The sequence below is a fragment of the Klebsiella sp. WP3-W18-ESBL-02 genome (genome assembly GCF_014168815.1).
Lineage (GTDB): Bacteria > Pseudomonadota > Gammaproteobacteria > Enterobacterales > Enterobacteriaceae > Kluyvera > Kluyvera ascorbata_B.
In genome coordinates, this window is the sequence record NZ_AP021972.1 from 422,569 (window position 1) to 446,419 (window position 23,851).

General features: G+C 56.8%; 20 protein-coding genes. 6 read left to right on the forward strand and 14 right to left on the reverse strand.

What is annotated here, in order from left to right; all coding sequences use genetic code 11:
• Entirely contained in the window at nucleotides 1-2,082 is a 2,082-nt protein-coding gene (gene malQ / locus H7R56_RS02010) for a 4-alpha-glucanotransferase (protein ID WP_106925112.1), read from the forward strand.
• Here malQ and H7R56_RS02015 read toward each other — a convergent pair.
• From H7R56_RS02015 to gntX, 4 genes are all read right to left on the reverse strand, one after another.
• Nucleotides 2,039-2,542 carry a hypothetical protein gene (locus H7R56_RS02015; RefSeq protein WP_182928501.1) on the reverse strand — a complete coding sequence of 168 codons (504 nt, stop codon included), beginning with the start codon at nucleotides 2,540-2,542 and terminating at the stop codon, nucleotides 2,039-2,041. The genes malQ and H7R56_RS02015 overlap by 44 nt on opposite strands.
• Nucleotides 2,543-2,590: 48 nt before the next feature.
• On the reverse strand, nucleotides 2,591-3,907 hold the full coding sequence (gntT, locus tag H7R56_RS02020) for a gluconate transporter (RefSeq protein ID WP_106925114.1): 1,317 nt from the start codon (nucleotides 3,905-3,907) through the stop codon (nucleotides 2,591-2,593).
• A 467-nt stretch (nucleotides 3,908-4,374) separates the two neighbouring features.
• Entirely contained in the window at nucleotides 4,375-4,950 is a 576-nt protein-coding gene (nfuA, locus tag H7R56_RS02025) for a Fe-S biogenesis protein NfuA (RefSeq protein WP_106925116.1), read from the reverse strand.
• A gap of 58 nt (nucleotides 4,951-5,008) precedes the next feature.
• Nucleotides 5,009-5,683: a DNA utilization protein GntX gene (gntX, locus tag H7R56_RS02030; protein WP_106925117.1), complete on the reverse strand. Its 675-nt coding sequence runs from the start codon at nucleotides 5,681-5,683 to the stop codon at nucleotides 5,009-5,011.
• 38 nt (nucleotides 5,684-5,721) lie between these two features.
• Here gntX and bioH point away from each other — a divergent pair, with 38 nt between their 5' ends.
• Together bioH and H7R56_RS02040 are read left to right on the forward strand one after the other, a co-directional pair.
• Nucleotides 5,722-6,498 (forward strand): pimeloyl-ACP methyl ester esterase BioH, encoded by a 777-nt coding sequence (bioH, locus tag H7R56_RS02035; RefSeq protein ID WP_106925118.1) that lies wholly within the window; start codon nucleotides 5,722-5,724, stop codon nucleotides 6,496-6,498.
• Between the two features lie 113 nt (nucleotides 6,499-6,611).
• Nucleotides 6,612-6,881, forward strand: a complete 270-nt coding sequence (locus H7R56_RS02040) for a YdgH/BhsA/McbA-like domain containing protein (protein ID WP_106925119.1) — start codon at nucleotides 6,612-6,614, stop codon at nucleotides 6,879-6,881.
• A gap of 49 nt (nucleotides 6,882-6,930) precedes the next feature.
• Here H7R56_RS02040 and feoC read toward each other — a convergent pair whose 3' ends face one another.
• The 5 genes from feoC to greB form a co-directional block, all read right to left on the reverse strand.
• Nucleotides 6,931-7,167 carry a [Fe-S]-dependent transcriptional repressor FeoC gene (gene feoC, locus H7R56_RS02045; RefSeq protein WP_106925120.1) on the reverse strand — a complete coding sequence of 79 codons (237 nt, stop codon included), beginning with the start codon at nucleotides 7,165-7,167 and terminating at the stop codon, nucleotides 6,931-6,933.
• Nucleotides 7,168-7,176: 9 nt separating this feature from the next.
• Nucleotides 7,177-9,495 (reverse strand): Fe(2+) transporter permease subunit FeoB, encoded by a 2,319-nt coding sequence (feoB, locus tag H7R56_RS02050; RefSeq protein WP_106925121.1) that lies wholly within the window; start codon nucleotides 9,493-9,495, stop codon nucleotides 7,177-7,179.
• 31 nt (nucleotides 9,496-9,526) lie between these two features.
• Nucleotides 9,527-9,751, reverse strand: coding sequence for a ferrous iron transporter A (feoA, locus tag H7R56_RS02055; RefSeq protein ID WP_106925193.1), 225 nt, complete (start codon nucleotides 9,749-9,751; stop codon nucleotides 9,527-9,529).
• A 459-nt stretch (nucleotides 9,752-10,210) separates the two neighbouring features.
• The gene (locus H7R56_RS02060) at nucleotides 10,211-12,541 is read right to left on the reverse strand and encodes a Tex family protein (protein WP_106925122.1); all 2,331 of its coding nucleotides are present in this window, start codon (nucleotides 12,539-12,541) and stop codon (nucleotides 10,211-10,213) included.
• A gap of 99 nt (nucleotides 12,542-12,640) precedes the next feature.
• Nucleotides 12,641-13,114 carry a transcription elongation factor GreB gene (greB, locus tag H7R56_RS02065; protein ID WP_106925123.1) on the reverse strand — a complete coding sequence of 158 codons (474 nt, stop codon included), beginning with the start codon at nucleotides 13,112-13,114 and terminating at the stop codon, nucleotides 12,641-12,643.
• A 228-nt stretch (nucleotides 13,115-13,342) separates the two neighbouring features.
• On the opposite strand from greB, the gene ompR reads away from it, so the two are divergent.
• Nucleotides 13,343-14,062 (forward strand): osmolarity response regulator transcription factor OmpR, encoded by a 720-nt coding sequence (ompR, locus tag H7R56_RS02070; RefSeq protein ID WP_001157751.1) that lies wholly within the window; start codon nucleotides 13,343-13,345, stop codon nucleotides 14,060-14,062.
• Complete coding sequence (gene envZ, locus H7R56_RS02075; protein WP_106925124.1) at nucleotides 14,059-15,411, forward strand: two-component system sensor histidine kinase EnvZ; 1,353 nt, start codon at nucleotides 14,059-14,061, stop codon at nucleotides 15,409-15,411. The genes ompR and envZ overlap by 4 nt, the downstream gene beginning before the upstream one ends.
• 153 nt (nucleotides 15,412-15,564) lie before the next feature.
• Here envZ and pckA read toward each other — a convergent pair whose 3' ends face one another.
• Nucleotides 15,565-17,181 carry a phosphoenolpyruvate carboxykinase (ATP) gene (pckA, locus tag H7R56_RS02080; RefSeq protein WP_106925125.1) on the reverse strand — a complete coding sequence of 539 codons (1,617 nt, stop codon included), beginning with the start codon at nucleotides 17,179-17,181 and terminating at the stop codon, nucleotides 15,565-15,567.
• A gap of 378 nt (nucleotides 17,182-17,559) precedes the next feature.
• Between pckA and H7R56_RS02085 the strand changes: the two genes are divergently transcribed.
• Nucleotides 17,560-19,275 (forward strand): DUF4153 domain-containing protein, encoded by a 1,716-nt coding sequence (locus H7R56_RS02085; protein WP_106925126.1) that lies wholly within the window; start codon nucleotides 17,560-17,562, stop codon nucleotides 19,273-19,275.
• Between the two features lie 94 nt (nucleotides 19,276-19,369).
• On the opposite strand, the gene hslO is transcribed toward H7R56_RS02085, so the two are convergent.
• From hslO to H7R56_RS02105, 4 genes are all read right to left on the reverse strand, one after another.
• Entirely contained in the window at nucleotides 19,370-20,248 is an 879-nt protein-coding gene (hslO, locus tag H7R56_RS02090) for an Hsp33 family molecular chaperone HslO (protein ID WP_106925194.1), read from the reverse strand.
• 23 nt (nucleotides 20,249-20,271) lie between these two features.
• The gene (gene hslR / locus H7R56_RS02095) at nucleotides 20,272-20,673 is read right to left on the reverse strand and encodes a ribosome-associated heat shock protein Hsp15 (protein ID WP_106925127.1); all 402 of its coding nucleotides are present in this window, start codon (nucleotides 20,671-20,673) and stop codon (nucleotides 20,272-20,274) included.
• A gap of 2 nt (nucleotides 20,674-20,675) precedes the next feature.
• Nucleotides 20,676-21,353, reverse strand: coding sequence for a GMP/IMP nucleotidase (gene yrfG, locus H7R56_RS02100; RefSeq protein WP_106925128.1), 678 nt, complete (start codon nucleotides 21,351-21,353; stop codon nucleotides 20,676-20,678).
• 66 nt (nucleotides 21,354-21,419) lie between these two features.
• The gene (locus H7R56_RS02105) at nucleotides 21,420-23,567 is read right to left on the reverse strand and encodes an intracellular growth attenuator family protein (RefSeq protein ID WP_182928502.1); all 2,148 of its coding nucleotides are present in this window, start codon (nucleotides 23,565-23,567) and stop codon (nucleotides 21,420-21,422) included.
• Nucleotides 23,568-23,851 lie beyond the last annotated feature (284 nt).

Below are 23,851 nucleotides of genomic sequence, written 5' to 3' on the forward strand. Positions count from 1 at the left end.
ATGGAAAGCAAACGCCTCGATAATGCCGCGCTGGCGGCGGGTATTAGCCCTGACTATATCAATGCGCACGGCAAGCCGCAGTCTATCGGCGCGGACACGAAGCGGCGCTTGCTTGACGCGATGCACCGTCCCGCGACCGATGCGGTCGCGGCGACGCCGATACCGAACGTGATGGTCTGGACGCACGGTAAGAAAATGGCGCTGCCGGTTTCCGGCAGCGGCGAATTCAACTGGATCCTCACCACCGAAGAGGGCAATCAGCACCACGGTAAGGCGGAGGGCGGCAAGAATCTTAGCCTGCCGACGCGCCTGCCGGAGGGGTATCACTCCTTAACGCTGACCCAGGATGACCAGCGCTGGCACTGCCGGGTGATTATTGCGCCCGAGCGCTGCTATGAACCACAGCCGCTGAAAGAAGCGAAAAAGCTGTGGGGCGCCTGCGTGCAGCTGTACACCCTGCGTTCGGAAAAGAACTGGGGCATCGGCGACTTCGGCGACCTGAAGGCGATGCTGCCGGAAGTGGCGAAGCGCGGCGGGGCGTTTATCGGCCTCAACCCGATTCACGCGCTGTACCCGGCAAACCCGGAAAGCGCCAGCCCGTACAGCCCGTCATCGCGCCGCTGGATGAACGTTATCTACATTGACGTGAATGCGGTCGAGGATTTCCGCCTGAGCGAAGAGGCGCAGGCGTGGTGGAAGCTGCCCGCCACTCAGCAGAAGCTGAAAGCCGCCCGTGACGTTGAACAGGTGGATTACACCGCCGTAACCGAACTGAAAATGACCGCGCTGCGCATGGCGTGGAAACGTTTTGCACTGCGTAGTGATGAGCAGATGACCGCCTTCCGCTACTTTGTCGACAAAGAGGGCGAAAGCCTGTACTGGCAGGCGGCGTTTGACGCGCTGCACGCTCAGCAGGTGAAGGAAGATAAGCTGCGCTGGGGCTGGCCGGCCTGGCCGAAGGCGTATCAGAATATCGAAAGCCCGGAGGTCCACGCGTTCTGTAAAAAGCACGCCGATGAGGTCGATTTTTACCTCTGGCTGCAGTGGCTGGCCTACACCCAGTTTGCCGAGTGCTGGGAGACCAGCCAGCGCGACGCGATGCCCATTGGCCTCTACCGCGATCTGGCGGTGGGCGTGGCCGAAGGCGGCGCGGAAACCTGGTGCGATCGCGAGCTATACTGCCTGAAGGCCTCCGTCGGCGCGCCGCCGGACATCCTTGGCCCGCTGGGGCAGAACTGGGGCCTGCCGCCGATGGATCCGCATATCATTGCTGCGCGCGCCTACGAACCGTTTATTGAGCTGCTGCGTGCCAACATGAAGAACTGCGGCGCGCTGCGTATCGACCACGTGATGTCCGTGCTGCGCCTGTGGTGGATCCCGTATGGTGAAACCGCCGATCACGGGGCTTATGTGCAGTATCCGGTGGATGCGTTGCTGTCGATTCTGGCACTGGAAAGTAAGCGTCACCGCTGTATGGTGATTGGTGAAGATCTGGGGACGGTGCCGGTTGAAATTGTTGGCAAACTGCGTAAGAGCGGCGTCTACTCGTACAAAGTGCTCTATTTTGAGAACGACAGCGAGAAAACCTTCCGTGCGCCGAAAGCCTATCCGGAACAGTCAATGGCTGTAGCCACGACCCACGACCTGCCAACGCTGCGCGGCTACTGGGAAAGCGGCGATCTGACGCTCGGTAATGAACTGGGTCTCTATCCGGATGCCGATGTGCTGCGCGGGTTGTATCAGGACCGTGAGCGGGCGAAGCAGGGGCTGCTGGATGCGCTGCATAAATACGGTGCGCTGCCTAAGCGCACAGGGCATAAGGCATCGCTGATGTCGATGACGTCAACCCTGAGCCGCGGCATGCAGCGTTATATTGCCGACAGCAACAGCGCGCTGTTGGGCCTGCAGCCGGAAGACTGGCTGCAGATGTCCGCGCCGGTCAACATTCCCGGCACCAGCACCGAGTATCCGAACTGGCGTCGCAAGCTCTCAACCTCGCTGGAAGCGATGTTTGCCGATGAGGGTGTGAATAAGCTGATTAAAGATTTGGATAAGCGCCGGAAAGCGGCAAGCAAGAAGTAGTAACGTAGGCCGGATAAGGCAACGCCGCCATCCGGCAATGCTGCGTGCTGTCGTTGCCTGATGGCGCTACGCTGATCAGGCCTACCAATAAAAATGCCGGGCAAGCCCGGCATTGTTGTATCCAGAGTTTGTGGTATGACACCACCATCCCCGGCAGCAGACCGCACACCGAAATAATGGGGTTGGGGCACGCGCCGGGCAGGACGAGGTCACGTAGGCCGGATGGCGCTACGCTTATCAGGCCTGCCAATAAAAATGCCGGGGCAAGCCCGGCATTGTTGTATCCAGAGTTTGTGGTATGACGCCACCATCCCCGGCAGCAGACCGCACACCGAAATAATGGGATTGGGGCACGCGCCGGGCAGGACGAGGTCACGTAGGCCGGATAAGGCAACGCCGCCATCCGGCAATGCTGCGCGCTGTCGTTGCCTGATGGCGCTACGCTTAGCAGGCCTGCCAATAAAAATGCCGGGCAAGCCCGGCATTGTTGTATCCAGAGTTTGTGGTATTACACCACCATCCCCAGCAGCAGACAGCCTACCAGACCGCATACCGAAATAATGGTTTCCAGCATTGACCAGGACTTGATGGTCTCGCCGATGGTCAGGTTAAAGTACTCTTTGAACAGCCAGAAGCCCGGATCGTTCACGTGCGAGAAGATAACGGAACCGGAACCGACCGCGATAACCATCAGCTCCGGGCTTACGCCGGTGGTGGCAATCAGCGGAGCCGCGATGCCGCCTGCGGTAATTGCGGCAACGGTGGCAGAACCCAGTGCGATACGCAGTACGGCGGCGATAGACCACGCCATAAACAGCGGTGAAACGTTGGATTCGTTCATGATGGAGGCGATGTATTTATCAACGCCACTGTCGACCAGCACCTGCTTGAAGGCGCCGCCGCCGCCGATGATCAGCAACATCATGGCAATGATTTTAATCGAGGAGATCAGCGTATCGTTGATGCTGTCCATCGAGCGGCCACGGTTCAGGCCAAAGGTGAAGATAGCAATCAGCACCGCGATCAGCGTCGCCATCACCGGGTCGCCGAAGAACTCAGCGGCAGGCAACAGGGCGTGGCCTTTTGGCAGCACCATTTCAGCAATGGCGCGCATGGCCATCAGAATAACCGGAACCAGGGATGTCCAGACGCTGACGCCAAAGGACGGCATCTCTTCTTCGGTAAAGGTTTTTGGGTTGTGCAGACCTTCCGGAATCGGCTTGTCGATGCTTTTCAGGCAGCGGGCGTAAACCGGGCCAGCCAGAATCACCGTTGGGATAGCCAGCAGGGTACCGTACAGCAGGGTTTTACCCATATCGGCATGGAAGATGGTGGCGATAGCGGTCGGACCCGGGTGCGGCGGCAGGAAGCCGTGAGTCACGGACAGTGCGGCAGCCATCGGGACACCGACGTACAGCAGCGGAATACGCGCGTTAGCGGCGATGGTGAACACCAGCGGCAGCAGCAGCACGAAGCCCACTTCATAGAACAGCGCGAAGCCCACGGTGAAGCCGGTCAGTACGACCGCCCACTGGATGTGCTTGCGACCAAATTTATCAATAAGGGTGGTGGCAATACGCTGTGCGCCGCCGCAGTCGGCGAGCATTTTGCCGAGCATAGCGCCGAAGCCCATAATCAGCGCCAGGCTGCCAAGGGTGCCGCCGACGCCATTTTTAATGGAGACGATCACTTTGTCCAGCGGCATACCCTGCATTAAACCGACCGCGAGCGCGACCAGCACCAGAGCGATGAACCCGTTCATTTTGAAACGGATCATCAGCAGTAATAAGAGGATAACCCCGATAGCTACGATGATTAATGGCATAACTTATCCAGCCTTTAATTTGTTATGGGTAACTTCACTGTTGTTGCGACAACGTCCAATTGTCCCTACAGAGGGAATAGGTACTCGTTTCTTCACATCATCGTTATGTTGTGGGCCTGACTGTAAGAATAGCTGGCTATTATTTAACGTGATGATGCTGGAATGGATGATACGGGTAACATAGTAGGGTTGAGAATATCCCCAGGCCTGGAAATGTGAAATATGCGACCTTAGTCAAACTATTCACGGGATTTTTGCAGCGTTGCGAGGTGGCATTTGCGCGGAATGTTGCGCGGTAACATCGAGGAAGGCGTTAAAAATCAGGTAGAAATGCCGAAGTGGAGAATGATTATCGTTAGCAAAAAAAAGGCCCGGGAGCGACGAAAACGCCTCACCCAGGCCGCGTTGACCGCCATCCGGAGCCGACGTGATATCGCTCCGGCACATGACGGCGTCTGGCCGATAGCTTAGTAGTAGGAGTGCTCGCCGCGCTGGTGCTCGGTGAGATCGCGCACGCCTTTCAGGTCAGGGAACTCGGCCAGCAGCTGTTTCTCAATGCCGTCTTTCAGCGTGACATCGATCATCGAGCAGCCGTTACAGCCGCCGCCAAACTGCAGAATGGCGTAACCGTCGTCGGTGATTTCCATCAGCGACACGCGGCCGCCATGGCCTGCCAGCTGCGGGTTAACCTGCGACTGCAGCATGTATTCCACGCGCTCCATCAGCGGGGCGTCGTCGGACACTTTACGCATTTTGGCGTTTGGCGCTTTCAGCGTCAGCTGGGAGCCCAACTGATCGGTAACGAAATCAATTTCCGCATCTTCCAGATACGGAGCGCTCAACTCGTCGACATAGGCGGTGAGCTGTTCAAATTTCAGGGCTGTATCACTTGCTTCCACCGCATCCGGCGGGCAGTAAGAAACGCCGCATTCTGCGTTAGGCGTACCAGGGTTAATCACAAATACGCGGATTTGTGTCCCTTCTTCCTGATTTTGCAGAAGTTTGGCAAAGTGCGCTTGCGCAGTATCGGAAATACGGATCATAGCTTTGACCTAATAGTTGACTACTTTAGTTGGTTATAATACGCCCATCGCTGGGGGTCTACAAGGTGCGGCACAGACACCATACCTGAACGCTCGCCGCGCCGTTTTGCAAAAGCAGGCGGGAAATCTCGGCAACGGTACTGCCCGTGGTGACGACATCATCCACAATAACCATATGGCGACCCTGCAACGGTAATTCAAGCTGGAAGGCGTGCTTCAGGTTGTGTTTACGCAGCCTGGCGCTGAGCTGATGCTGCGTGGCAGTGGGGCGAACGCGCGTCATCGCCCGCGACTGATAGCGGAGGCTCAGCCAGCGCGCCAGCGGGCGGCACAGTAGTTCACTTTGATTATAACCTCGCCGCCAGTGGCGGCGCTGCCACAGCGGCACGCTGATGAGCTGCTGTGGGGCGGGCAAATCGCTGCGCTGGCGTACGGCAAGCAGCAGTAGCCGCGCGAGGGCCGGCGCCAGCTCGGCCGTGCCGCTGAATTTAAAACGATGAATCAGCGTGCTCAGCGGCGGGTGGTAATCGCTAATTGCCACCAGACGCTGCCACGGCGGCGGTTTTTGTACACAACGGCCGCACGGCGTATGCGCCGTTGCCGAGGGTAAACCACACTGCGGGCAACGCCCCTGACGGGCAAACAGCGCCCGGGTGCAGCGTGAGCAGATGCCCCATGCCGGCCGCGCCAGCGGCATTTGGCATAGCCAGCACGCGCTGTGGACTGTTAGCATAATCCCTCCTTAAGGCGAAGAAATGAGAACGATAGCTGATGAACGACATCTGGTGGCAAACCACGGGCGAAGGAAATTGTCATCTTGTGCTGCTGCACGGATGGGGGCTGAATGCGCAGGTCTGGGATTGCATTGCGCCGGAATTAAACGCGCACTTTACGCTACACCGGGTCGATCTACCGGGCTACGGACGCAGCGGCGGATTCGGCGCGCTGAGCCTGGAGGATATGGCTGAAAAGGTGCTGGAAAGCGCACCAGAACGCGCTATCTGGCTGGGCTGGAGTCTGGGCGGGCTGGTCGCAAGCCAGGTGGCATTGCGCCATCCGCAGCGCGTGCAGGCGCTGGTCACCGTGGCCTCGTCCCCGTGCTTTAGCGCTCATGGCGACTGGCCGGGCATCAAGCCGGAGGTCCTGAGCGGCTTCCAGCAGCAGTTGAGCGAAGATTTCCAGCGGACCGTGGAACGTTTCCTGGCGCTGCAAACGTTGGGCACCGAAAGCGCACGTCAGGATGCGCGGGCGCTCAAGCAAACGGTGCTGTCGCTGCCGATGCCGTCATCAGAGGTGCTCAACGGCGGCCTTGAGATCCTCAAAACCGCCGATCTGCGCGAGCCGCTGGCCGCGCTGACCGTGCCGTTCCTGCGCCTGTACGGCCGGCTCGACGGCCTGGTGCCGCGCAGGATCATCCCGCAGCTGGACGCCCTGTGGCCGCAGAGCCAATCGCAGGTGTTTGATAAGGCAGCCCATGCGCCGTTTATCTCGCACCCGCTGGCGTTCTGCGCGCCGCTGCTCGCGCTGAAAACGCAATTGCAGAATTAATTATGTCGCCACGTGGTAAAAAAGATTTTCGTAGCAATACTTAAGCTGTTGCGCAGGTGAAAGTTTCACTCGACGAGCGCAGCGCAAATAACAACCTTAAGGAGAGTAGAACGATGAAACTTGTTACAGGTATTGTTGCATCTCTGGTGATTGGTTCCCTGTCTTTTGGCGCGTTTGCAGCAAAAGAGATTCAAAAGGATGATGTCGCGAAGATGAATTTGACCAAAGTTGGCAATATCACCACCTCGCGTACCACCTCGCCGATGGACGCAAAACGCGATCTGTCGAAGAAAGCGGATGAAATGGGCGGGAAATACTTCGTGGTGATTGCGGGAGAGAAAAACGAGAAAACCGTTCACGCGAATGCGGACGTGTATAAATAAGTTCGGGGTCATTTCGCTCCGGCGCGACGCGTCGCGCCGGAGTTCTGTGCTAACGAAGCGCCCACCACTCTCGTAAGCAGGCTTTCCCTTCCGGGCAGCTTTTGCAGCTGCCGGTCAGACAACCGTCGGGCTCTTCGTTGATTTTCACCACTTTACCCATGGCTTCTAATCGGCTTAGCATGGCGTCGATCAGCGCTTGCGGCGTGTGCAGTTGGGCGCTGAGCTGTGTGGCCTCCATGCGTCCTTGCAGCGCCAGCATATCGCGTACTTCAATCAATGACGCCATCATCGCTCCTTAGTGGCAATCGCCGGTCGGGCTTGAGCAGCATGAGGTCGGCGTTTTACGCGTTGCCAGCAGGGAAACGTCCACACGGCTACGGGCACGGCGCAGCAGACCAATCACCACCACGTTGAACAGAATCACCGCCAGGATGCACACCAGGCTGTAGCGTGGGTGCTGGCTGAAGCTCACCGCCTGGTAGTACAACGTAGACAGTGAGTAGGCGATGTTCAGACCCCACAGAATGGAGAAGGTCATCCAGCCGCGGCTCGACTCACGGGCAATCGCCCCCATCACCGAGATGCACGGAACATAGAGCAGAACGAAAATCAGGTAGCTGTAGGCTGCTGCCGCGCTGCCGAATTTACTGCTCATCACGCCCATCGCGCCGGTTTCCATCACGCCGTCGCCTTTACTGGCTTCGATTGGGTTAGCCAGTACGCTCAGACTAAAGGTATCTTTCAGTCCTTGCCAGGTTTCATCTGCTGCGGCGATCAGCTCTTCACCCAGACTGAACTCCTGTGGGTTAAACTCTTCGTTCTGAATGTTTTCGGCGGTGTAGAGGGTGTTCAGCGTACCGACCACCACTTCTTTCGCCATTGCACCGGTAAACAGACCCACGGTGGCCTGCCAGTTATCATCATGCACGCCAATCGGTTTAAACACCGGGGTGATCGCGCGGCTGACGGAGGCCAGTGCGGAATCGTTGATGTTGTCGACGATTTTACCGCTGAAGGAGAAGCTGTTCAGCGCGCTCAGGAAGATACTGACGATAACGATAACTTTACCTGCACGCAGTACGAAGCCTTTCAGGCGCTGCCAGGTCTGGATAATCAGGCTCTTAATGTGCGGTACGTGGTACACCGGCAGTTCCATCACGAACGGAGACGCTTCGCCGCGCATGATGGTGTATTTGAGCATCAGGCCGGTCAGAATGGCGATAACAATACCGAGCACGTACAGGGAGAAGACCACCAGCGCGCCGCCCTGGCCAAAGAAGGCGGCGGCGAAGACGGCGAAGATAGCCAGACGCGCGCCGCAGGACATAAACGGCGCCATCATGATGGTCATCAGGCGTTCACGCGGGGCATCGAGGGTCCGCGCGCCCATAACCGACGGTACGTTACAGCCGAAGCCGACGATCAGCGGCACGAACGATTTACCCGGCAGGCCCAGCGCCTGCATCAGGCGGTCCATGACGAATGCGGCACGGGCCATGTAGCCGGAATCTTCAAGGAAGGAGAGGAACAGGTACATCATGCCGATTTGCGGCACGAGCGGCAGCACGGTGTTGATACCGCCACCAATCCCTTGAGCCAGGAAAACGGTCAGCCAGTCCGGGAAGTGCAGCTGGTACCCAACCCACTGAATACCGTGGATAAAGATAGCAACGGAACCGCCGTCAAAGATGGGCTGCAACGCGCCGCCGATGTTAATCGCCAGCAAGAACATCAGGTACATCACAAACAGGAAAATCGGCAGACCCAGCACGCGGTTGAGGACGATTCTATCCATCGCGGCGGTGAAGCGGCTTGGCTCAGCGGTCAGCGTGTTGCTGACGGCATCGCAGATAGCGGCAATGCTCTGGTAACGCGCATCGGCGATGTGCAACGCCGGGTCATCGAGCTCTTCGCTCAGGTGGGCCAGCGAAACGTCCAGCTTATGCGCGGCGTCACCGGCGTAGGCGCGGCTATAGATATCGCCCTCCAGCATCTGCATGCCCAGCCAGTTGCGCTGGCGTTCAGGAATATCCTGCGCCATTTCTTTCGCCAGATTGCTGGCCTCACGCAGCAGCGGCTGCGGGTAATGCACCAGCTCCAGCGGCTGATTGCCCTGGTGACGGTCGATGGCCATTTTCAACGCTTCAATGCCGCGGGCGCGGGTAGATACCAGCGGAACCACCGGGCAGCCGAGGCGGGCGGAAAGGGCATCAACGTCGATACGAATCTGCTGTTTCTCAGCGATATCGAGCATGTTCAGCGCAACCACGCACGGAATACCCAATTCGAGCAGCTGTAAGGTCAGGTACAGATTACGCTCCAGGTTGGAGGCGTCGACCACGTTAATCAGCAGATCGGCATCGCCGCTGAGAATATAGTGGCAGGCAATCTGTTCATCCAGTGAGGTTTGCGAAGAGATGGTGGTTAGCGAGTAGGTGCCCGGCAGGTCAACCAGCGTGACCTGATGATCGGTGGTGGCGAAGGCCCCTTCTTTACGTTCTACCGTGACCCCTGCCCAGTTGCCCACGCGCTGACGTGCGCCGGTTAACTGATTGAATAATGTTGTCTTGCCGGAATTAGGATTACCAATTAAACCGATGGTTAATTTTTTCATTTTTCAGACTCTTAGTGCCGGGCTGAAGTTATTATGCGACGGACTCTAATTCTATTAACGCGAGATCTTTTTTACGCAGTACCAGGCTAACGCGGCGCGTTTCAATGTGAATGGGGTCACCTAACGGCGCAACGCGAACCACATTAAATGATGAGCCTGGCAACATGCCCAGGGAGAGCAGTTTCTGACGATAAGCGGGGCTAATTTCGCGGGAAAAACCAACAATCTTCCACGCAGTATCCGGTGTAAATTGCATAGAACCTACTTGTAGTATCGCTAGCTGGACGAGGGGGTGCCGCATGCGGTCTGCTGGCTGCAAGGGCATCGTCAACGAATTAAGGTCTAAAAGTACTGTAAATGATGATAATGAGAATGGTTTTTATCATCAATACATAATATGCGATTGGCGATAATTTCGCGCATTATTTGCACTTTTTTTGATATGACTCAAGCAATGCATTGTAGCGATAAATGTATTAAATATTATTTTCTGTTCTTAATGTTTAATTAAGGTTTCATTGGTTAAGAAAATAAAACATGATGAGGCTTATTATTAAAAACCGATATGAAAGTAATAATGGCTAAGGCTCGTCATATATCGAGGAAGGAAAGGTAGGCCTGATAAGCGTAGCGCCATCAGGCACAATGCGAGCACGTTGCCAGATGGCGGCGTACACGCCTTATCCGGCCTACAAACGGATAAGGCGTTTATCGGTTAGCGTTTTTTACCCATGGCTGCGGCTAAGGCGTCCATCATGGCGCTGTTACCGGCTGGCTGAGCGTCACGACCGCGCGGCTTCGCGGCTTTTGCCGCCGGGCGCGCGTTACCCTGAGGGCGTTCGTTACCGCCGCGACGGGCGTTGGTTTCACCCGGCTGCTCGTCCAGACGCATGGTCAGGGCGATACGCTTACGCTGCAGATCGACTTCCAGCACCTTCACCTTCACGATGTCGCCCGCTTTCACAACGGTGTGCGGATCTTCGACAAACTTATCCGCCAGCGAAGAGATATGCACCAGGCCGTCCTGGTGTACACCGATATCAACAAACGCACCAAAGTTGGTGACGTTGGTCACGGCGCCTTCGAGGATCATACCCGGCAGCAGGTCGTTCATGGTTTCGACACCATCGGCGAACTTCGCGGTCTTGAACTCCGGACGCGGGTCGCGGCCCGGTTTTTCCAGCTCTTTGATGATGTCGGTGACGGTCGGTACGCCGAAACGCTCGTCGGTAAACTCTGAGGCCTTCAGGCCGCGCAGCTCGCTGCTGTTGCCCATCAGATCCTTCAGCGCCTGCTGGGTTGCCGCCAGAATACGCTCAACCACCGGATACGCTTCCGGGTGAACGGTAGAGGCGTCCAGCGGGTTATCACCGTGGTTGATGCGCAGGAAGCCCGCGCACTGTTCGAACGCTTTTGGCCCCAGACGGCTTACCTTCAGCAGCTGCTGGCGGTTCTGGAACTGACCGTTTTCGTCACGCCAGGCGACGATGTTCTGCGCCATCATGCGCGTCAGGCCCGCTACGCGGGTCAGCAGCGGCACGGACGCGGTGTTCAGGTCAACGCCGACGGCGTTCACGCAGTCTTCTACCACCGCATCCAGCTTACGCGCCAGCTGCGTTTGGCTGACGTCGTGCTGGTACTGGCCGACGCCGATCGATTTCGGGTCGATTTTCACCAGCTCGGCCAGCGGGTCCTGTAAACGACGGGCGATAGAGACCGCGCCGCGCAGGGAAACGTCGAGATCCGGGAACTCCTGCGCCGCCAGCTCGGAGGCGGAGTAGACGGACGCGCCCGCTTCGCTGACGATCACTTTCTGAGCGGTGACTTTCGGGAACTGTTTCTGCACATCAAGGAAGAAGCGCTCGGTTTCTCGTGAGGCAGTACCGTTGCCGATGGCTACCAGTTCAACGTTGTGTTTTTCACACAGCGCCGCAACGGCAACGGCCGCTTTCGCCGCCTGGCCGGTGTGCGGGTAGATGGTGTCGGTGGCGACCAGTTTGCCGGTGCCGTCAACCACCGCTACCTTCACGCCGGTACGCAGCCCGGGATCGAGGCCCATGGTGGCGCGCAGCCCCGCCGGAGCGGCCATCAGCAGATCGTGCAGGTTACGGGCGAAAACGTTAATGGCTTCGTCTTCGGCGCGCTCGCGCACAGTGCTCATCAGCTCGGTTTCGAGGTGCATCAGCACTTTGATGCGCCAGGTCCAGCTCACCACGCCCTTGCGCCAGCTGTCCGCCGGAGCGTTGTTCAGGCGCAGACCGAGGTGATCGATAATAATTTGTTCGCAGTAGCTCTCTTTCTGCGGCTCATCAAACTGTGGGTCTGCGTTGAGCGAAAGCTGCAGCACGCCTTCGTTACGCCCGCGGAACATCGCCAGCGCACGGTGAGAAGGGGTGGTGGAAATGGGTTCGTGATGGTCGAAATAATCGCGAAATTTCGCGCCTTCCTCTTCCTTGCCGCTGACGACTTTGGCAACCAGATGGGCGTTCTTCCATAGGTAGTCACGCACTTTGGCCAGCAGGCCTGCGTCTTCGGCGAAGCGCTCCATCAGGATATAGCGTGCGCCATCAAGGGCCGCTTTGGTGTCCGCAACGCCCTTATCGGCATCGATAAATTTGGCTGCTTCGGTTTCCGGGTCGTGGGACGGCTCGCTCCACAGCAGGTCCGCCAGCGGCTCAAGGCCCGCTTCAATGGCAATCTGCCCACGGGTGCGGCGCTTTTGTTTGTACGGTAAGTAGAGGTCTTCCAGCTCGGTCTTGTTGAGCGTGCCGTTGATCGCTTTTTCCAGCGACTCGGTGAGTTTGCCCTGTTCGCCGATGGATTTCAGAATGGCCTGACGGCGGTCTTCCAGCTCGCGCAAATACCCCAGTCGGGTTTCCAGATTACGCAGCTGCGTATCATCCAGACCGCCGGTGACTTCCTTACGATAACGTGCAATAAACGGCACGGTGTTCCCTTCATCAAGCAGGCGAACGGCGGCAACCACCTGTTCGGCTCTGGCCTGAAGTTCACCCGCAATAATGCGGCAGAGCGAATCATTCATCATGGCTTGGTTTCACTGTTAGGTCATAAAATCAGGGGACAGTTATACGGATTGACTGGCAAAAATGCCAGTCATCAGCGGGGGCTTCGGATTGTTCCGGCGCTATTTTACGTAGTCGATCGCATTCACGTACCAGCTGGCTTCACCCGCCGGGGTGTTCACCACCGCCAGGTCACCCACCTCTTTTTTCAGCAGCGCGCGGGCCATCGGCGAATCGATGGAGATATAGTCCTTGCGACCAAATATTTCATCGTAGCCAACGATACGAAAACGCTTGATGTCGCCGTCGTCGTTTTCAATCTCGACCCAGGCGCCAAAAAAGACTTTGCCTTCCTGCTGCGGCGAATAATCGACAATCCGCAGATTCTCCAGACATTTGGTTAAATAACGAACGCGGCGGTCAATTTCCCTTAAGCGTTTTTTATTATACTGATAGTCAGCATTTTCACTGCGATCGCCAAGGCTCGCGGCCCAGGTCACTTTTTTCGTTACCTCCGGACGTTCTTCACGCCAGAGATAATCCATCTCTTGTTTGAGCTTTTCGTACCCTTCGCGGGTGATCAACGGTGTTTTCATCTTAAGTGCTTACCTGCTGCCGAGGAACCATTGCGCACAATACGTATTACGTGAGCATACCGACAGAATAAATAATGTGTATTAAGATTCATTGTATACTTAACTCGCTGTTAAATATGCTTTGTAACAATTTAGCCTGGAATTTATACCAGATTTAGCTGGTCGCCAGCGCAGGCTTTTTTGAGAATACATGCGGATAATTGTTGCGAACCTTTGGGAGTAAAAACAATGCAAGAGAATTATAAGATTCTGGTTGTGGATGACGATATGCGCCTGCGCGCGCTGCTGGAGCGTTATCTGACCGAGCAGGGTTTCCAGGTTCGAAGCGTCGCTAACGCCGAACAGATGGACCGACTGCTGACCCGTGAGTCGTTCCACCTGATGGTGTTGGATCTCATGTTGCCAGGCGAAGATGGTCTTTCCATCTGCCGCCGTCTGCGTAGCCAGAGCAACCCGATGCCGATCATTATGGTGACGGCGAAAGGGGAAGAGGTTGACCGTATTGTAGGGCTGGAAATCGGCGCCGACGACTACATTCCGAAGCCGTTCAACCCGCGTGAGCTGCTGGCCCGTATTCGTGCGGTACTGCGTCGTCAGGCGAACGAGCTGCCGGGCGCTCCTTCTCAGGAAGAGGCGGTGATTGCCTTTGGCAAATTCAAGCTAAACCTTGGCACCCGTGAAATGTTCCGTGAAGATGAACCGATGCCGCTGACCAGCGGTGAGTTTGCGGTGTTGAAAGCGCTGGTGAGCCACCCGCGTGAACCGCTGTCACGCGATAAGCTGATGAACCTGGCCCGTGGTCGCGAATACTCTGCGATGGAACGTTCCATCGACGTGCAGATTTCTCGCCTGCGCCGCATGGTGGAAGAGGATCCAGCGCACCCGCGCTATATTCAGACCGTGTGGGGTCTGGGCTACGTCTTCGTCCCGGACGGTTCTAAAGCATGAGGCGACTGCGCTTCTCGCCACGAAGTTCATTTGCCCGCACGTTATTGCTGATTGTCACCCTGCTGTTTGTCAGCCTGGTGACAACCTATCTTGTGGTGCTGAACTTCGCGATTCTGCCCAGTTTGCAGCAGTTTAATAAGGTTTTAGCCTACGAAGTCCGTATGCTGATGACCGATAAGCTGCAGCTGGAGGACGGCACGCAGCTCGTTGTGCCGCCGGCGTTTCGCCGCGAGATTTATCGTGAGTTGGGCATTTCGCTCTATTCCGATGAAGCCGCAGAAGAGGCAGGCCTGCGCTGGGCGCAGCACTACGAGTTTCTGAGCCAGCAGATGGCCCAGCAGCTCGGCGGGCCGACCGAAGTGCGCGTGGAAGTGAATAAAAGTTCGCCTGTTGTCTGGCTGAAGACCTGGCTGTCACCCAACATCTGGGTGCGCGTACCGCTGACCGAAATCCATCAGGGGGACTTCTCCCCGCTCTTCCGTTATACCCTGGCGATTATGCTGCTGGCGATAGGCGGCGCGTGGCTGTTTATCCGTATCCAGAACCGACCGCTGGTCGACCTGGAGCACGCGGCGCTTCAGGTCGGTAAAGGGATTATTCCACCACCGTTGCGCGAGTATGGCGCGTCGGAGGTGCGTTCGGTGACCCGAGCCTTCAACCACATGGCGGCGGGCGTCAAGCAGCTTTCGGACGACCGCACGCTGCTGATGGCCGGGGTCAGCCACGACCTGCGTACGCCGCTGACGCGTATTCGTCTGGCGACGGAGATGATGGGCGAGCAGGACGGCTATCTGGCGGAATCGATCAATAAAGACATTGAAGAGTGCAATGCCATCATTGAGCAGTTTATTGATTATTTGCGCACCGGTCAGGAAATGCCGTTGGAGTGTATCGATCTCAATACCGTGCTCGGTGAGGTGATCGCCGCAGAAAGCGGCTACGAGCGTGAAATAGAGACCAACCTGCTGGAAGGGGATATTCCGGTACGCGTGCACCCGCTGTCCATCAAGCGCGCGCTGGCCAATATGGTGGTGAACGCCGCGCGCTACGGCAACGGCTGGATTAAAGTCAGCAGCGGCCGTGAAGCGCATCGCGCCTGGTTCCAGGTGGAGGACGACGGCCCGGGTATCAAGCCCGAGCAGCGTAAGCATCTGTTCCAGCCGTTCGTGCGTGGCGACAGCGCGCGAACCATCAGCGGAACGGGGCTAGGATTGGCTATCGTGCAGCGTATTATCGATAACCACAACGGGCTGCTGGAGCTGGATACCAGCGAACGCGGTGGGTTGCTGATACGCGCGTGGCTGCCGATACCGGCAAACCGCATGCCGGGGCCGACGAAAGAGAGCTAAAAAAAACCGCTGGGGGAAACCCGGCGGTTTTTGTTTCGCGACCCCATATTGTAGGCCTGATAAGCGCAGCCCATCAGGCACGGTGTGGCTTGGTGCCGGATAGCGGTGTAAACACCTTATCCGGCCACAAACGGCACCGGGCATTAGCCTGAACTACAGCTTTGGCCCTGCGCTCACCAGCGCTGCGCCTGCCGGGGTGTCGGTGTACTTCTCAAAGTTCTCTTTGAACAGCTTAGCCAGCGTTTCGGCTTTTTCCTGCCACTGCTCCGGCGAACCGTAGGTGTTGCGCGGATCGAGGATGTGAGTATCCACGCCCGGCAGCGCGGTTGGGATCTGCAGGTTAAACAGCGGCAGAGTGAAGGTTTCCGCTTCGTCCAGCGAGCCGTCGAGGATGGCGTCGATAATGGCGCGCGTATTCTGAATAGAAATACGTTTGCCGGTGCCGTTCCAGCCGGTATTCACCAGGTAAGCCTGAGCGCCTGCAGCCTGCATACGTTTCACCAGCACTTCAGCGTACTGCGTCGGGTGCAGCGACAGGAATGCTGCGCCGAAGCAGGCAGAGAAGGTTGGGGTGGGCTCGGTAACGCCGCGCTCAGTGCCTGCCAGCTTGGCCGTAAAGCCGGAAAGGAAGTGATACTGCGTCTGGTCCGCGGTGAGGCGTGATACTGGCGGCAGCACGCCGAAAGCATCAGCGGTCAGGAAGATAACCTTGGTCGCATGGCCCGCTTTTGACACCGGCTTCACGATATTGTCGATGTGGTAAATCGGGTACGACACGCGGGTGTTTTCGGTTTTTGAGCCGTCATCGAAATCAATGCTGCCATCGGCGCGTACCACCACGTTTTCCAGCAGCGCATCACGACGAATGGCGTGATAGATATCCGGCTCCGCCGCTTCCGACAGCTTGATGGTCTTGGCGTAGCAGCCGCCCTCAAAGTTAAACACGCCGTCATCGTCCCAGCCGTGTTCGTCATCGCCAATCAGGCGACGTTTCGGATCGGTAGAGAGGGTGGTTTTACCGGTGCCGGACAGGCCGAAGAACACCGCTACGTCACCTTTTTCGCCGACGTTAGCGGAACAGTGCATGGAGGCGATGCCCTGCAGCGGCAGCAGGTAGTTCATGATCGAGAACATCCCTTTCTTCATTTCGCCGCCGTACCAGGTGCCGCCAATCAGCTGGATACGCTCTGTCAGGTTAAATGCGACAAAGTTTTCCGAGTTGAGGCCCTGCTCTTTCCACTGTGGGTTAGTGCATTTAGCGCCGTTCATGACGATAAAGTCGGGCTTAAACGTCTTCAGCTCTTCGTCGGTTGGGCGAATAAACATGTTCTTGACGAAGTGCGCCTGCCAGGCCACTTCGGTGATGAAACGCACGGACAGGCGGGTGTCTTCGTTCGCGCCGCAGAACGCGTCAACGATAAACAGGCGCTTGCCGGATAGCTGATTGGAAACTAAACCTTTCAGGTGTTGCCAAATTTCAGGAGAGAGAGGTTTATTGTCATTTTTCCCGTTGCCCTTATCAGACCACCATACCGTATCGCGGGTGGTGTCATCGCGGACGATATATTTGTCCTTCGGGGAACGGCCGGTAAAGATACCGGTGTCGACAGAAATGGCTCCCAGGTTCGTCAGTACACCACGCTCATAACCTTCCAGGTTAGGATCGAGTTCTTCTCGATACAATGTATCGTAATCGGGGTTGTAGACGATATCCTGTACGTCGTTAATACCATAAGCCTTGAGGTCCTGCGGGGTTATACCGTTGCGCATTTCACTGCTCCTTAGCCAATATGTACTACCATAAATTCTATGGGTATTTTAGGGGTGTTGACCGCGACCAGGCTCATAGATTTACGTATCCCGACAAACGTCTTACTTACGAAAACATTGTGACTCCTGTCACGAAGCGTCAGGGATTATGACAGGAAACACCGCATATTTGGCGCGAATGTTCTCAAATGGTTACAAAATGGTTTAAATGACGGTGTAAATGTGAATCGAATCGCATTTATGAAAGAAAATTACGTAATGCTTTCAGGACAAAAATCGATTCACCTCGCTGAGCTGTTTTCCGAATTTTTTGCCTTTTGAATCGATTTCTAAGATGTGATGCGATAATGACGCACTCTACTGATATCGGATAGCAACATGGATAACGTTGAACTCTCTCGTCCCACCCGATGGGGAATGGTGGCAACCGGCCTGGTTCAGGGGCTGGTGTGCTATCTGCTGATGACCTGGCTTGCGCCAATAAACAGCGGCTGGATGTTTTATGGGATGCCCGCGACCCTTGCCTTCTCTTCGGCACTGCTTTTTTCCGTCACCTCGTTTAAACAGGCGCGCTTATGGTGCTGGCTGGCGATTATTTTTATCGCCGTGTTGGCGATGAGCGGCTGGCAAAAGTGGCTGATGGCCGGAATGGAAGGCTGGAGAGCCAGCAGCGCGCTCTGGGCTTTTAGCTGCTACCTGTTGCTGATGGTGCTGATGCTGTTGCCGTGGATGCAGCAGCAGCTCAATCCACGGCAGGAAGGGGGGCGTTACGAGCGGTTTTACCACCTGATGTGGCATAACGCGTTAACGCTGTTAGTGATCGTTATCGCCAACGGCCTGGTGTGGCTGGTGCTACTGCTCTGGAGTGAGCTGTTCAGGCTGGTGGGGATCGCTTTTTTCCATACGCTCTTTTTTAATACCGACTGGTTTATTTATCTCACTATCGGGCTGATTACCGCCCTGTCGGTGATCCTGGCGCGTACGCAGTTCCGCTTGATTGCCGCCATCCAAAAGCTGCTGACGCTGATTGCCACCGGCTTGCTGCCGTTGGTATCGCTGCTGACGCTGCTGTTTATCGTTACGCTGCCGTTTACCGGGGTAGCGTCGATTTCCCGCCACGTCTCCGCTGCCGGTTTACTCTCTTCATTGACGCTGATTCTCCTGCTGCTGATGGCGATTGTCCGCGATCCGCAAAAAGCATCGTTGCCCTATCCGGGCGTGCTGCGCTGTCTGATTAAAACCTCGCTGCTGGTGGCACCCGTTTATGTCCTGATTGCCGGATGGGCGCTGTGGGTTCGCGTGGCGCAGCATGGCTGGACGGCGGAGCGTCTGCACGGCGTGCTGGTGGTTGTGGTGCTGCTGGTATGGTCTGTCGGTTATCTGCTGAGTATCGTTCGGCGCAAGGCGATAAACCCTTTGTCGCTTCAGGGGAAAGTGAATCAGGCGCTGTCGCTGCTGGTGCTCGTCGTGCTTATGCTACTGAATTCGCCGGTACTGGATAGCTGGCGAATCAGCGTAAATAGCCAGATGGCGCGTTATCACAGCGGTAAAATTAAGCCTGACGATCTGACGTTGCACATGCTGGTGAACAGCGGTCGTTATGGACGGGAGGCCCTGACGTCGCTGAAAGACGATGCGGAATTTATGAAAGACAGGAACCGTAAGCGCTACCTGAATACTCTTTTAGAAGGCGAGCGGAAAAACACGGATTCACTCACCGCTGAAACGCTGGCGGAGAAGGCATGGATCGCCCCCGGTGCGGATAAACCGGATATTGCTTTCTGGCAGCGTGTTCACGGGGAACGCTACAGGCTGGCAAGCTGTGCGGAGAAAAATGCCTGCATGCTGATTGAGCAGGATCTGAATAACGATGGTCTCAAGGAGCGGATCTTTTTGGTGTTTGAGGACAATTCTGGCTCGATCTATACCTACGATCCCGCGAAGAAAGGATGGGATCGTCAGGGGTATATTCGGTTACCTCAAACGCTAACGCCGCAGACGGTTATGCGTGCCGTAGAAGAGGGTAAGCTGTCGTCGAAGCCAAAAGTGTGGCGGGATCTGGTTATTGGCGATCAAACGCTGGAAACTCGCTAAATTGCCACCTGGCAACGCCTGATGGCGCTACGCTTATCAGGCCTACAGATCCCCAGTAGGCCGGATAAGGCGAAGCCGCCATCCGGCGCTGTTTTTAATGCACCTGCGGATCCGCCGGAGAGGCGTCATTACGGATTTCGGCGATATCCATCGCGTTGAAGACGTAGTGGCTACCACAGTAGTCGCAGTGCATATCGATCTCGCCTTCTTCTTCCAGAATGCTGTTGATCTCTTCATCCGGCAGCGTTTTCAGCGCGCCAGCACAGCGTTCGCGAGAACAGGTGCACTTGAACTCGACGCCCTGCGGATCGTACAGCGTGACTTCTTCTTCGTGGTACAAACGCCACAGCACATCGTTCGCCGGCAGCGTGAACAGCTCTTCGGCTTTAATGGTGTCGGTCAGCGCCGCCAGGTGTTCAAAATCTTCCGCCTGCGCGTTCTGCGCTGGCATCACCTGCAGCAGCATACCGCCTGCGGCCGGCTTACCTTCAGACTCGCCGGCACGGATGATCAGGCGTGTCGGCAGCTGCTCGGAACGCTGGAAGTAATCTTCCAGACACGCCGCCAGCGTATCGCCTTCCAGACCCACCACGCCCTGATAACGTTCGCCTTCGGCCGGGGTGATGGTAATCACCAGGTAGCCGTTGCCGATCAGCGTTTTCAGGTCAGCATCCGCCGGAATCTCGCCCTGCACGCGCGCGACGCCGCGCAGCTGCTGGTGGTTATTACCGTTGATCACCGCCAGCGTCATCGGACCGTCGCCCTGCAGCTGCACGGTAATGTCGCCTTCAAACTTCAGCGTTGCGGTCAGCAGGCTGGTTGCCACCAGCAGTTCCGCCAGCACGTTTTTGACCGGCTGCGGATAGCTGTGGCCTGCCAGGATCTGTTCGAGCGTCTCGGATACGGTGACCAGTTCGCCACGTACGGCATAGTTTTCAAACAGATAGCGATGTAATTGATCGTGTTGAGTCATAATTTTCTCTCTTGAGGCGGCAGTCATTCGCTGTCACCGTATTTAAATCTCATCAGGTCGCGCCGCTCTTTTTTATCCGGGCGTCGGTCCGGATGCGGCATCGTCAGCGCGTTGAGCTTGCGCGCCAGCGCGACTTTTTCGCGCTTCTCAATACTCTCTGCCGTCTCTTCGTACAGGTTGACGGCTTCCGTCGCCGGACGTCGCTGCTCGGTGATGGCTTTCACGACCACGGTGCGTTCGTCATTTCCCTGGCGCAGCGTCAGCTGGGCGTTCAGTTCGACAACTTTACTGGGCTTGGAGCGCTGCCCGTTATAGTGAACCTTACCGCCTTCAATCATCTCTCGTGCCAGCGCGCGGGTTTTGTAAAAACGCGCAGCCCACAGCCACTTATCCAGCCTGACGCCGTCGGTGGATTTCTCTTTCATTGTCACTCCTTCACGTGCAGTGAGGGGATCAGATGACGATAATCGTTAAGTGCGGGATGACGCAGATACGCTTTATCCGCCATACCCGAGTCGGGGTTGGTGACGCCGAGGCAATAGCGGATACCAAAGCGTGCGGCGGCATCCAGAATCGGCTCGCTGTCATCGATAAACAGCGTGCGTTCGGCCTCCAGGCCCGTCCGTTCTGTCACCGCTTGCCATAACCGCTGATCCTCTTTCGGATAACCAAATGTATGGGTGGAAAGTAATAAATCAAGGTGTGCGTCGAGGCCCGTGTGTTTCAGCTTCACCGCCAGGTTGTGCGGATGGGCGTTGGTCAGCAAAATGCGGCGTTTACCGCTGGCCTTCAGCGCATTGAGGAAGGGAACGGTGTCATCGCGCAGCGCCGCGCGCGGGCCCTGTTCACTGGTCATCGCGCAAATATCGAGACCCAGCCGTTCGCTCCAGTAGTCCAGACAGTACCAGTTTAGCGTATGTTGCACCGCGTGGTACTCCTGGCGAATAGCGTCCTGTGCTGCCTGCGGGCTGATCCCCAGCTTCGCGCCGTAGGTTTCCGGCACCAGCTTTTGCCAGAAATAGTTGTCGAAGGCGAGGTCGAGAAGCGTGCCATCCATGTCCAGAAGGACGGTATCTACCTCCTGCCAGGCGATATCAAAATGCATGGTAAATCTCCAGACGGAAGAAATGCGCGACAGAGTAACATAACTCTGCCGCGGCGGGGGAGGCGGCTAGCGGGTCGGGAAGTCGGACGTAAAATCGTCCGGCGATGAGAGCAGTGCCGGGGTAGTGCAGCTTTCGTAATATTTCTGAATTTGCGCCAGACGCTCGCGATGACGGTGATAGCGGCGCAGCGCCTGCACCCCGTTATAAACGGCGCAGATAACCATCGCCAGCATCAGCAGCGTGGTGGCCAGATAATGCCACAGCCCGCTGCTGTCGGGCATCCGGTGCAGATTGATATGCTGCGTGCCGTTGGCGTCGGTATAGAGATTGGTGACAATCCCTTCAGCGTGGAACGGCGTATGCATCAACATCCCTGCCAGGCGCTGGAATTCGTTCCACTGCTCGTGGGCGGGGTAGTCGTACAGGCTGGCGGTGGGGTACGGTTGGCTGACGAAATCGCTGCCTTCATCGCTGGTGATAAGGAAACCACCCGGCGCCGGGCTGTTTAACGCCTGTGCTGCGCGGGCCGTTTCGCGCAGGATAAACGGCGCGGTGGAGGTATCGACCAGGTTATCCAGCGACCCGGCGCTAACCGGGCGCAGCAGGACATTCACGCCGTCCAGCTTGCCGGAATTGGCGCGTTTGACCAGCGCATCCCAGTCGCGGGTATTACCCAGGTTAACCAGCGCGTTCTTCAGCCGCACGCAGTCGTCGGCGGCGGAGCAGAGATCTTTGGTTTTCAGCACGATATCGGCAAAATCATCCAGCAGCACCATGCCGGACTTCTGAATCGCCGAGCGCAGCGCCGGGCTGACGCGCGAGTCGTCGCCTTCGGCTGGGTGCAGCTGACGATTCACCGCCTGTACCAGCGCCGTGGCTTTGTTCACGGTTTCCGATTCCGGCAGCGGCAGGCGCGGCGCATCGTTCCAGATAATTTGCGAACAGTCGAACGGCAGGAACGGCGAGCTCTCCTGGGCCGTCCAGGTGCCGGGCGAATGAATGTTACACATCCCGATGCCGCTGAGATGCAGCGTATCGCCGACGCGAACGCCCGCCTTTTCCAACTGGCGCACGTCTTTTGCTTCTACGGTTTGCGCGCCTTTCAGCCATGAAATTGTAAACTTAAACGGCATGTTTAACGGCACGCTTATCCACATCATCACGGCCACCAGCAGCGCACCGCCACCAATAACGGCGCTGCGCAGCCAGTGCTGTAGCGGGAAGTTTTTCACTTCATCATGCAGAGAAAGGAAGCGACCCTGACGGACGACGTGACGGTCAAGGTAGATATCAATATCGGTTTTCTGCCCCAAATCCTGCGCGACAAAGGGCTGCCAGTGGCGCGGATAGATGAGATCGATGATGCCAAGCGAAATGTTGTTAATCTGCTCCTGATCGTTTTCGCCAAACAGCCCCCAGCGCTTCGGCGTGCCGCGCAGGCAGTGGATCTCGCGCAGGGATGATTTTGTTGGCGGGGCGAAGAGCCCCCATAGCCCGCCGCCGAGCAGCAGCAGCGCACCGCCGAGTACCCAGGGCGTGAACACCGCAGGGGCAATCAGGCTGCAATAAAACAGGACAAACGCCGCGACGATCAGCAGCGCCTCGCGCAGCCCGTCCGGCCGGCCGAGCGCGTGCTCTTCATGCGTTTCCTGGCGAATATTGAGCAGCTCGATTTGTTCGCTTTCCTCGCCACGGATCGACGCCTGCGTTGAGCTTGTCGACTCCAGCGCCAGCCGTTGCTTCTCGCGTGAGTAGGTCTTCAGCGAGTGGCCGTTCAGGGCGATGACCAGCGGCATATCGTCGGTAACGATAAGATCGATGCTGTTTGCATCAGTGATGTGCTGCTCCCAGAACGGCGGCAGGTGCACTTCCACAGAGTCGAGAAAATAACGCCATTTGTTGGGATCGTCGGTGGTAATGCCATAGCGAGTGATGGCGCGGGTCAGCGTGAATACGGTACCGCTTTGCGCATTGAGCGTCAGCGCGGTTGGCGCGATCGTCGAACCGGACGGCGGAAGCTGCAGGTCGCGGTTCAGATCGTCGAGATAGTTTTCAACGCCCTGGCGCTCTTCGTCGGTGAGCTTGCGCGTGGTCGCGCCAGGAAACAAGTGCAGCCACGGCAGATGAAGGCGTTTTGCCCTTTTACGGAAGAACCAACCGACCAGCACGGCGCAGATCAGTATCGCTACGGTAAAGATCATCAATGTGCCCATGCTTTTCCCATCATACTTTTTCTTAGAGGTCTCTTAAGTTGCCTGCTTTTTTTATACATCATCGGCACATATTACAGAGGTGATAAAAAGAGTTTATAGACTCTCGCAAAACGTAAGCATAACAAACCCCTTTGCCAACGAGTATCAGTAAATTCCCAATTGTAATTCAACCTCTTGACATTTATCCAGAAATGAGAGATGGAAGAACATGAACGTTGCAACGGTGTAAATAAAACGCTTTATACATTGCTGGAACCTCGTACCTATCGCACAATGATAAAAGT